The sequence below is a fragment of the Fimbriimonadia bacterium genome (assembly GCA_039961735.1).
GTDB lineage: Bacteria > Armatimonadota > Fimbriimonadia > Fimbriimonadales > JABRVX01 > JABRVX01.
Window position 1 is genome coordinate 227,779 of the sequence record JABRVX010000009.1, and the last position, 9,801, is coordinate 237,579.

General features: G+C 62.1%; 11 protein-coding genes. 5 read left to right on the forward strand and 6 right to left on the reverse strand.

The window, feature by feature from the left end; translation table 11 throughout:
• The first annotated feature begins 296 nt into the window (after positions 1-296).
• From HRF45_04295 to truB, 4 genes are read left to right on the forward strand one after another with little or no spacing between them, the layout of a single operon-like run.
• A complete protein-coding gene (locus tag HRF45_04295; GenBank protein ID MEP0765746.1) occupies positions 297-584 on the forward strand; it encodes a DUF503 domain-containing protein in 288 nt (95 codons plus the stop codon).
• Positions 585-593: 9 nt separating this feature from the next.
• Entirely contained in the window at positions 594-944 is a 351-nt protein-coding gene (rbfA, locus tag HRF45_04300; protein MEP0765747.1) for a 30S ribosome-binding factor RbfA, read from the forward strand.
• Entirely contained in the window at positions 941-1,909 is a 969-nt protein-coding gene (locus tag HRF45_04305; GenBank protein ID MEP0765748.1) for a bifunctional oligoribonuclease/PAP phosphatase NrnA, read from the forward strand. The genes rbfA and HRF45_04305 overlap by 4 nt, the downstream gene beginning before the upstream one ends.
• A complete protein-coding gene (gene truB / locus HRF45_04310) occupies positions 1,888-2,754 on the forward strand; it encodes a tRNA pseudouridine(55) synthase TruB (protein MEP0765749.1) in 867 nt (288 codons plus the stop codon). Before HRF45_04305 ends, truB begins: the two co-directional genes overlap by 22 nt.
• Positions 2,755-2,756: 2 nt before the next feature.
• On the opposite strand, the gene HRF45_04315 is transcribed toward truB, so the two are convergent.
• From HRF45_04315 to HRF45_04340, 6 genes are all read right to left on the reverse strand, one after another.
• Positions 2,757-4,922 carry an O-antigen ligase family protein gene (locus HRF45_04315; GenBank protein MEP0765750.1) on the reverse strand — a complete coding sequence of 722 codons (2,166 nt, stop codon included), beginning with the start codon at positions 4,920-4,922 and terminating at the stop codon, positions 2,757-2,759.
• Positions 4,919-5,806 carry a glycosyltransferase family 2 protein gene (locus HRF45_04320; GenBank protein ID MEP0765751.1) on the reverse strand — a complete coding sequence of 296 codons (888 nt, stop codon included), beginning with the start codon at positions 5,804-5,806 and terminating at the stop codon, positions 4,919-4,921. The genes HRF45_04315 and HRF45_04320 overlap by 4 nt, the downstream gene beginning before the upstream one ends.
• Complete coding sequence (locus HRF45_04325) at positions 5,757-6,641, reverse strand: glycosyltransferase family 2 protein (GenBank protein MEP0765752.1); 885 nt, start codon at positions 6,639-6,641, stop codon at positions 5,757-5,759. The genes HRF45_04320 and HRF45_04325 overlap by 50 nt, the downstream gene beginning before the upstream one ends.
• Positions 6,638-7,318 carry an HAD family hydrolase gene (locus tag HRF45_04330; GenBank protein ID MEP0765753.1) on the reverse strand — a complete coding sequence of 227 codons (681 nt, stop codon included), beginning with the start codon at positions 7,316-7,318 and terminating at the stop codon, positions 6,638-6,640. The genes HRF45_04325 and HRF45_04330 overlap by 4 nt, the downstream gene beginning before the upstream one ends.
• 72 nt (positions 7,319-7,390) lie before the next feature.
• Positions 7,391-7,933, reverse strand: coding sequence for a TlpA family protein disulfide reductase (locus tag HRF45_04335; GenBank protein ID MEP0765754.1), 543 nt, complete (start codon positions 7,931-7,933; stop codon positions 7,391-7,393).
• A 94-nt stretch (positions 7,934-8,027) separates the two neighbouring features.
• Complete coding sequence (locus tag HRF45_04340) at positions 8,028-9,116, reverse strand: hypothetical protein (GenBank protein MEP0765755.1); 1,089 nt, start codon at positions 9,114-9,116, stop codon at positions 8,028-8,030.
• Positions 9,117-9,193: 77 nt separating this feature from the next.
• Between HRF45_04340 and HRF45_04345 the strand changes: the two genes are divergently transcribed.
• On the forward strand, positions 9,194-9,801 hold a 608-nt coding region (locus HRF45_04345; GenBank protein MEP0765756.1), incomplete at its 3' end, for a hypothetical protein.

The following is a 9,801-nucleotide window of genomic DNA, read 5'->3' on the forward strand; positions in this document are numbered from 1 at the left end:
CAGAGAAGGAACATCGGGGAAGCTTCTAGCGTAAGACGCTTTGGAGATCGAACAAACTCCATCAAGAACGTTACCGGCAGATTGCCGAGTAGGCTCCCCGGTTTCTTCAACTAGTCCGGCACCCGTTCGGACCGAGCGGGGACGTCTTGTGTTCCGGTCGTGTACACAGCCAAAGCCGGCAGAGGCAGATGAATAACAGAAGGGTAGACAGATCTGCCCCCCAAGGTAAGGAAGGTTGATCGCGAGCATCCGGCCCACACGGGCCGGATGCTTCGTTTCTGGGGTAGAACATCAGCATGGCCGCTCACCTCGGGCTAGCATTCGTCGGCTTAGCCCTCCCCGCGACAAGCTCGCTCAAGGAAAAACGCGCCATCATCCGGAGTGGCGTGGCTCACGTACGGCACAAGTTCAACGTATCCATCTCAGAGGTCGGGGCGCTGAACACCTATCGTCGGGCTGAGCTGGCGATTGCCGCGGTGACCAACTGCAAACCCGTCACCGAAGCGGTACTGCAAGACGCGATTCGGCTCTTAGAGGGCGACCCGCGAGTGACGCTCGAGGACCTCCATGTCGAGTTTCTGTAGGATGCAAAGATGAAACAACGCCTGCCAGGAGTGGAAGCCGAGTTGGCGCATCAGGTGGCAATCATCATCTCGCGAGAGATGTCTGATTCTCGCCTGGGCCTGGCCACAGTGACGCACGCTAAGGTCACTCCCGACCTGCTGACGGCGCGTGTCTTCGTATCGGTGTTCGCAGAGCAGCAGAAGCAACAGGAGGCCATCGCCTGTTTGCAGCACGCAAGCGGATTTATTCAGCATCACCTGGCAAAGGCGATGCGGATGAAGCGGACGCCCCACCTCGTGTTCGTCCTCGACGACAGCACCGAGCGCGCCGTCGGCCTGACGAAACTCATCCAAGACGCTGTTCGGAGCGATACGGAGTGAACACACCCACAGATGCCGCCGAGGTGTTGCGAGGAGCGCAACGTATTGCGATCGGCTGTCACGTCAACCCTGACGGCGACACGATGGGCTCCGCGCTCGCTCTGTCGTTTGCCCTGGATGCTCTTGGCAAAACGACCATTCTGCTATGCCACGATGCCGTACCCGACAACCTGCGGTTCCTGCCCGCATCGGAGCGCTTTGGCAACGACCCCGAGGGCTTCGAGGCAGATCTCGGCTTGCTGGTGGACTTGGAAGGAATGGGGCGGCTCGGCCAACTTGCCGGCTACTTCTCATCACTGCCACGATTGGTGACCATAGACCACCACCAGCCGCAAGATGCAGTCGGCGATGTTCGCGTGATAGATACCTCTGCCGCCTCGACCTCCGAGATCGCATACCGCGTGATTCTCGAGATGGACGTGCCGTTCACTGTTGACATGGCAACTGCCCTTCTCACAGGTCTCATCACCGACACGGGAGGATTCCGCTTTCCAAACACGCGTCCGGATCACCTCGAGCTTGCCGCAAAGTGGGTTCGCACCGGAGCCAGCCTCACGTCCATCTTCGAGCACGCCTATGAAAACCGCAGCTTCTCGGCCCAGCAGCTCATGGGGCGAGCGCTTGCGGGCCTTCAGCGCTCCGCTGACGGGCAGACCGTTTGGTCGGCGCTCGCACTCCGCGATTTCGAGGAGACTGGTTGCACTGATGCCGACACCGATGGCATCGTCAATCACCTGCGGGCGATACAGGATGCCGAGGTGGCCGTGCTGTTTCGCGAGGCCCGTCCTGGGAAGGTCCGCGTAAGCCTTCGCTCCAAAGGACAGATGGACGTTGCCGCCATCGCACACAAGTTGGGTGGTGGTGGTCACCGGAACGCCGCGGGCTGCTCCTTCGACGGGTCGCTCGACAACGCGGTGAAGACTACGCTGGCCGAGGTTGCGAAGTGGACGGGTTCCTTGTCGTAGACAAGCCTTCCGGAATCAGTTCGCACGATGCGGTCGCAGCCATTCGGCGCTCGCTACGCACGAAGCGCGTCGGGCATGGCGGCACGCTCGACCCTCTGGCTACCGGGGTGCTGGTCATCGCCGTCGGCAAGGCCACTCGATTACTCCCCTACTTGGTTATGGAGCCCAAGCGATATGCGTTTCGCCTGGCACTCGGCGTTGCGACGGACACCCAGGACGCCGAGGGAGCTGTGACCAAGGAAAGCGACGCGTCCGCCCTGAAGCACCAGAACGTCGAGCGCGTGCTATCCACATTCCGCGGCGAGATCCAGCAGGTTCCACCCATGTATTCTGCGATCCATCACGGCGGCAAGCGACTCTACGAGATGGCCAGGCGCGGGGTGGAGGTCGAGCGGGCGGCTCGCACCGTGATTATCCACTCCCTTACGCTCCATGCCTTCGAACCAGGGCGGACCGCAAGCGCAGAGTTAACGTGCGAGTGCTCCTCGGGGACGTATGTGCGTACCCTGTGCCACGACATTGGGGTAGCTCTCGGGGTGGGCGGGCACCTCGCCTCGCTGACGCGAACTGCGTGCGGCAGATTCGACATTGCCGACGCAGTGCCGCTTAGCGAGATATCAGAAAGCACTCCGCTGCTACCGTGCCGTGACGCCCTCTCTCACCTCGATGCGTTCACTCCGGCTCCAGCAGGTCTCGTTTCGCTTCTTCATGGCAATCCGGTGCGACCGAGTAGGCCGCCGCAATCCAAGCACGTTTGCATCCTGAACGAGCAGCACAAGATGGTCGCCCTTGCAGAGTTTCGAACCTCGAAGTTGCACCCGGTGGTAGTGCTCGCCCAGGAGTGAGTCTAGGACCCAAGCACAGCCTCGGTCCGCTCTCGGAAGCGATCCCAATCTTCGACACGCTTCGTGCGCTCGAACACGTCCCGCAAGCTTTCGACCACGTCTAGTGCAGTCCTGCGGAGTCCCGCACGTTCCTTCTCAGAGGGTGTCAGCCGCACCAGGTTGGCCAAGGTCTCGAAGTAGAGGTCGAGCACCTCTTCCGCACGCTCCTCCCGAACCGGAGCGAACCGGCCCCTCTCGAGCGACATCGGATAGGTTACGCGCAAGAATCGGACGAGATCCTCGAACGCCCTCCGATAGTGCCCGAGTGCCTTTCCGGCATTTCCTTCCTGCTCGGCAGCCTCACCGAGCGCAGCATCGGCTTCTGCGTACGCCGTCTCGACGATTTCCGGCACTGCACGCACCGTGGCGTGCGTCGAGGACCGAAGGCTCACGATGCGCTCTGCCGCCGCAACCCAATCACCATCGCCGAGTGCTTTGCGTGTCCTCATCAACCCGCGAAGCGCTTCGAGTGAATAGGGGTCTGCATGTGCTGCCAGAAGGAACATGTCTGCTGCCCCCGACTGTTCACCCATAGCCAGGTACGCCAACGCCATCGCCGTGAACGCTTCGGCGGACGGCTCACTACGCATCGCTCGGCGGAAGTACCGAGCCGCCGTCCATTCTTCCCGGGCTGCCAAGGCAAGGCGACCCGCGGCCACCAAGTATCGCCTGTCATTCGGCGCCCAAGCCAGCGCAGCCTCGAAGCCACGCCTCGCTTCGGCATAGTCACCCGACTCGAGTGCCGCTTGCGCCTGCACCGCTATGAGGCTGGCAATCGCACGCGTCACGAGCGCGATCCCCAGCACTGCTACGATGACCGTCGCACCCAGTGCAAAGCTGCGCTTCGGCAGCAACACGGGCGTCGTGCCGTCTACTGCGAGTGAGAGCCCGAGACCTAACAGAGACCAGAGCGTGAGATTGAGGCTGAACAGATACAGGTCGGAGTCAATAACGTTGTGTGCCCCCGCGCCCACAACCGCAGCTAGCACCGCAGATCGTAGAAGCGGGCGACTCACTCCGAGGAAGAGGTCTTTGTCCGTCACAGGCGTTGCCTCACGGCGCCCCACTCGCAGAAACCACATACCACCCACGACAGACAGTGCCAGGAGCGCAGGCACACCCGCTTCCGAAGCCACCTGCAGATAGCTGTTGTGTGCAAGTCGCGTGAAGCCAACCGAGCCATAAGGTCCGCGCGCCCACGGGAACGATCCGAGCCCGAACCCCTGCAACGGCCTGGCCGCCACCATACGTACCGAGTCCTGCCAGAGGTGGAGTCGGAAGGCAGCGGAGTGCCCTTCCCCTTGGCCTTCCGCGGCAATCACACGTGCGGGGCCGCCCTGCGATTGCAGAACCAGGAACAGCAACGCTATTCCTGCGAGGATTCCACCACTCCGGAGCAGCAAGCGTCGGTCTGCTTCTCGGTTCCACCACGCACACAGTAGAAATGCGAGCGTAGCTAGGCCAAGAGATAGTAGGCCCCCACGTGAACCTGTCAACACGATTGCGGCCAAGCAAAGAAACGCTAACAGCCCAGTCAGCACGGCACGAAGCCGCTCCGCTCGCGCAAAGAACGCCATGGCTAGCGGTGCGACCATGACCAGGTAACCTGCAAGGAAGTCGGGGTTGAAGAAGGTGCCGAATACCCGCCAGTTAGGTACGTCTCGGAAGGTATTCAGATACTGTCTCACTGCCCACAGCGCCTCTAAGGCTCCTGCTAGCGCGAGCACAGCGCCGAGAGCCAAGGCGTAACGGCCGCGTCCCGTCACCCCCGTGACTACCAGCATCGTGCAGAGGCATACCGACCAACGAACCAGTTCCGCGGATACCGTTGCAGGAAATACTGTCCCGATCCGCGATAGCACGAGTAGTACCCAGAAGATCAGAAAGGTGATTAGCAGTGGCATGGTAGGCAGCCGGAATACCGGCATTCGCCACGCCGCAACGACGAAGGCGACGAGGATGGGAGCACCTACGAGCAGGTGGCCCAACTCTGGCGCAGACCCCGATGGCAATCCGGTTAGTACATCGACTCCTTCGGCAGGCCACAGTCCGTAGGCGAAGTATGACGCAACGAACGGTGCAAGGAACAGCGCTACTGCGGCCAGCCACCACTCGATGCGCGGCCTCATTTCCGAAGCCACCGAACGAACGCATCCCACCGGTTCTTGGTTATGAACAGCGAGCCCCTCAACCACAGTCCGAGCGGGACCAAGGGTCGTAGCAATGGCGAGACCTTTCCTACTTCATGCTTCTTGTAGTACAGCCACATGCTGTGGTGAAACATGCGAATCATGCGATTGGCGACCTGGTCGGTGCTACTGCCAATCACATGCACTATCTCGCCGACCGGTGCGTACCACACCTCCCAGCCCGCCTGATGCGCACGTAGACACCAATCCACGTCCTCGCAGTACATGAAGAAGCGCTCGTCGAAGCCGCCGATATCGGCCCGCATCTCGGCCCGTACCATCATCGCCGCCCCAGACACCCAGTCCACTTGCCTCGGCTCGTCGTGTGCCCAGTCACGCATCAGATAGTCCCCTGTGAAGCGATTCTTGGGGAATAGCCTACCGAGGAGAGTGTTGCGAAAGAGCGCTGCCTCTATGGTGGGGAATCGCCTGCAGGAGTACTGCAACGTGCCGTCCGGGTTGACGATGCGCGGTCCGATAATCCCGGCCCTCGGATGCGAATCGCCGAATGCCACCAGACCCGCTAGGGTGCCAGGCCTCACGATCGCGTCCGGATTGAGTGCGAGGAAGTACCTGCCAGATCCTGCGTCCATCGCGCGGTTGTGCGCCGCGCCGAAGCCGAGGTTCTTTTCGGACTCGAGCAAGGTCACCTGTGGAAAGCACTCGCGCACCATTCCGGGGCTCCCGTCCGAGGAGGCGTTGTCAAAGACGATGATCTGAGTTCGCGCCTCGTCCGAGAGCGCAACTAATGAGCTCAGGCAGTCCCGCAGACGCTCACGGGTGTTCCAGCTCGCGATGGTCACGGTCAGGTCGAAATCCGTCATGCCATCCTTTGGCCCTCACCAACGCGCCGAGGATCACCGGTGGCACGACGATCCAGTACATCGGCGAACCCGCCCCCCATGGCAGGTGCTTCCGATAGTACCTGAGCAACGAGATATGCGATTCCCACACCATCTGCGGACGCACCTGCCGGGTAGACGCCCCACCGACATGCTCCACTTCGGCAGCCGGTTCGTACCAGGCTTCCAGTCCGAGGTTCGCCGCACGCCGGCACCAATCCACGTCGTTGAAGAAGATCGGGAACCGCTCGTCGAAACCACCGACGCGCTCCCATGCCGAGCGCTTCATCAGCCAGCACGTGGCCATCGGCTGCGGCACTCGTTGGGCAACGCCGTAGTCCATCGTGCGCATGCGGTAGGAGCCGAACGCACGGGGCAACAGTGCTGCCAAACCTATCGCATCCATTGCCACGCTCAGGGGCGAGGGAAAACCTCGGCAAGAAGCCTGGACGCTGCCGTCCGGCAGGATCAGCTTGGGTGCAACCAAGGCTATCTTCGCATTCGCATAGAGGCGCATCCGTAAAGCCTCGACACATCCTCGACGCAGCCGCGTATCGGCGTTGAGGAACATGAGCTCGTCGCCCGTCGCCTTGCCCGCCGCTAAGTTATTCCCGGACGCATATCCACGGTTGCCCGCAAGCGCGACCAGCCGGACCTCGGGGAAGCTCTTCCTCACCATCGCCACGCTACCGTCGGTCGAGCCATTGTCCACGACTAAGACCTCGTGAGCCTCGCCGCCGAAGCCTATAGGAAGCGACCCGAGGCACTCCGCAAGCAGTTCGCGCGTGTTCCAGTTTACGATCAGGACGGAGGTCATTCGGGGATCAGCTCGGTCAGCTCGCTGACGATCACGTCCGGCGGACACGGGGAGAACCACTCGGCGGTGCCACCCACGGGAATGACCCCCACGGTAGCCGCACCGACGTTCTTGCCTGCGCGAACATCCATGTAGTGGTCTCCGATCACGCAAAGGTTTCGTCGGGGCATTCCCAGAGCGTCCACGACCGCCCACACGTGCTCGGGCTCCGGCTTCACTCGATACACTCGGTCCCGCCCCACGATCACTTGGATTGGCAAGCCGGTGTCTCGCACCATTCTCTCCGCTACTCGCTGGCTGTTACGCGTCGCGATCCCCACCGCCAGACCCAAGTCATCGAGGGCACGCAGCAGATCTAAGGCCCCCTTTCGTAACGACACGCCATCTGCATACTCGCCTTCGATAGCCTCGAATTCTTCGAAGGCACGGCGTAGGAACTCCTCGCGGTGTGCGGTCGGTAGCCACTCCGAGACACGGTAAGAAATCGCGAGGCTGTCCAAGCCTTCTAGGGTCTCAATCGGGTATCCGACGTCATCAGCCAGGGCGATGGCCGCGGACCGAAGGCGGGGGAACTCGATGTGCGAGAGGACCAGCGTTCCGTCCAGATCGAACACCACGGTCTCGGAGCAAGCAAGCAAGGGGTGCACGGCGAAAAGAATACCCGTCGGCACAGACAACGGGCCGCCGTCCGGACGGACGGCGGCCCGTCGAGCGAAGGCCCTCTCACGGAGGGCACCAGCTTACAGCGATCACCCCACAGTCGTGTTGGCGGGGGCTTCGGCGAAGTCCAACTTCGGAGCGTTCTTGCCAGTCAGCTTGTACGCCTCGGTAGCCGTCGCGGTCAAGATGGAGCGGCTGATACCGAGATCGAACCTCGCTACCTTGCCGCCTTTCGTCAGCAGTGCAGTGGCCGGCGATTTCGTCAGACCAAACGCGCGAAACGCCTTCTTCTCGGGGTCCAGCAGCACCGGGATCTTGGCTGAGTGCTTGGCCACGAACGACTTGGCGGCGTTGGCCTTCGCATCCAACACCATGTAACGCTTGATCCCGGACCCCGCGATCTGCTCATCGAGCTTGTTGTAGTGCTTGAAGACCACATGCGTCGTGGGGCACGAATGCCCGATGAACAGAAGAAGAACCGGTCCTTGCTTAGTTAGGTCGGTGGACGACAGTGTCTTCCCGTCCATGGTGCTAACCGAGAAGGTCGGGGTCTTGTCTCCGGCCTTCGGTAGCTTGGTGGCCTGACCTATCACAAGTACGAGGGCCGCCACTGCAACGACAGCCAGTCCCAAAAATCTTATGTTCCCTCCCGTGCCTCGTTCTACCCTGCCCTCTTGCATAATAACTATATACGCGAATACTGACGCAGGGTGCAGCAAGCGCGAATCAGCTGTAGTTCCCGTATCGCCGGATGCCCTCGAAGAACGCAAGCACGTTCGCCCAGGGCACGTCGGGCTCCAAAATGTGACTGGGGGCAAGCAGCAACCCGCCGCCGCACCCCACGGTTTCCATCCGCACCCGTATCTCCTCCATCACGTCCTCGGGCGATCCGAACGGCATGGTGGTCTGCGTGCCGATGGTGCCCCAGAAGGCCAGCCGGTGCCCGTGTTCGCGTTTCATCGCTGCTGGGTCCATGCACTCCGGCTGCACCGGGTTCAGCACGTCCACACCAATGTCCGCCAACTCGCTCACGACGTCGGCGCAGTTGCCGTCCGAATGATAGAACACGATGATGTCCGGGTTTACCTCGCGTGCTGCGGCGATCACGCGCGCTAGGCGAGGCTTCAGCAGCCGTCGCCACAGGTCCACGCTAAACATCATCCCGTTCTGCCCCGAGATGTCGTCGCCCAGGCGGAGAATGTCCACCCCCGCCTCTGCATAGCGTCGAGCTTGCCGCTCGCGAACCTGCGTGACCCGCTCGAACAGCGCCTCCGCCAATTCCGGCCTGCACTGCATGTCAATCAGGCACTCCTCCAGGCCGCGGATGGCCCAAGAGGTCTCGAAGATCGTGCAACCAAGCTCGCCCATGCTTGCCAGGTCTCGAGCATGCAAGGCCGCCACATCCTCTGCCAAGTGCGACCAGAAGCGGGGTGCCTCCAAGTCGGGCAGCGGATACTCTTCGATAGCTCGGACGCTCTCGGCGTTTCGCAACGGCGCCACGTGGCGCGTGAAGTGGAACATGGAGCCGGGTACCTGCGCCTCGCCCCACCCACCTATACTGCTTCCCTCCGGGAGGCTATCGTAGTAGGCGAAATAGGTTCGCCAGCGCTCCTCGGCCGACGGCCAGCCGAAGGAGACGGAGCGCACCGGGTAAGCGAAGTACTCCTCGGGGTCGTCGGCACCTGTCTCGTTGCGGAACACCTCCATCAGTGCGGGGGTAAAGCTGCCGTAGGGAAGTTCGTACGGCACGCTGTCGGGTTCCTGGCGCTCGAGTGCGGTCAGCACCCTCTGGCGCGGTGTCATGCTGCTAGTCACGCTGGGTCATTCGTCGAATGTCCAATGCTCCCTGCCTCCAGAGGACGTATACGGGCTTCGGGCGAACCGTTCTACACATGCTGATCCGCTGGCTGTCGGTACTCGCCATCGTCCTAGGTATCGGTGGGGCGACGCTCTGCACCGCCTCCACTGGCTGGAAGGTCCTCACCCGCTCCCCCTGGAGCGGAGCGGAAGGCGGAGGGTTGGAGAGGGGGTCCGAGTCACCTTTACCTGGTTGGGAAGTGGAGGGTCAGGAGGATACAGGCTGGCAATTCCGTGGGCTTCCCGGCATTCGTGGCGACGCCGAACTGCGCATCGGCGCGAAGTTCTGGCAAGACGAGGCTCGGGTTCGCAACCTCCAACTTCGCGTCTCCGCAGACCTCGCCCCCTGGCTCCGCGCGCACACCATCGTGCGGCGTCGTGAAGGCGACTGGGAGCGTATGCCTCTTACGCCCGACGTAGACGAGGCCTACCTGCAGACTTCCGCATACCGCCAGTGCGATCCCTGGGCGATGGCTGTGGACGCAAAGCTCGGCCGCGTGCGCTTCCTACACTTCCCTTACCCCGACTACCTCGCCTCATTCGACCAAGTACCCGGTATCGGCGACCTGTTCGGTGGTCCCCCCACCGACTACCGAGGCCTGGTGACGAGCTTCGAGGCCGCGCATGTGGCGGGCCTCGGGGC

Coding starts and splice junctions, on each gene's coding strand:
- HRF45_04295 (MEP0765746.1), top strand. CDS start 297: ATGGCCGCTCACCTCGGGCTAGCATTCGTCGGCTTAGCCCTCCCCGCG.
- HRF45_04325 (MEP0765752.1), bottom strand. CDS start 6,641: ATGACCTCCGTCCTGATCGTAAACTGGAACACGCGCGAACTGCTTGCG.
- HRF45_04320 (MEP0765751.1), bottom strand. CDS start 5,806: ATGACGGATTTCGACCTGACCGTGACCATCGCGAGCTGGAACACCCGT.
- HRF45_04315 (MEP0765750.1), bottom strand. CDS start 4,922: ATGAGGCCGCGCATCGAGTGGTGGCTGGCCGCAGTAGCGCTGTTCCTT.
- rbfA (MEP0765747.1), top strand. CDS start 594: ATGAAACAACGCCTGCCAGGAGTGGAAGCCGAGTTGGCGCATCAGGTG.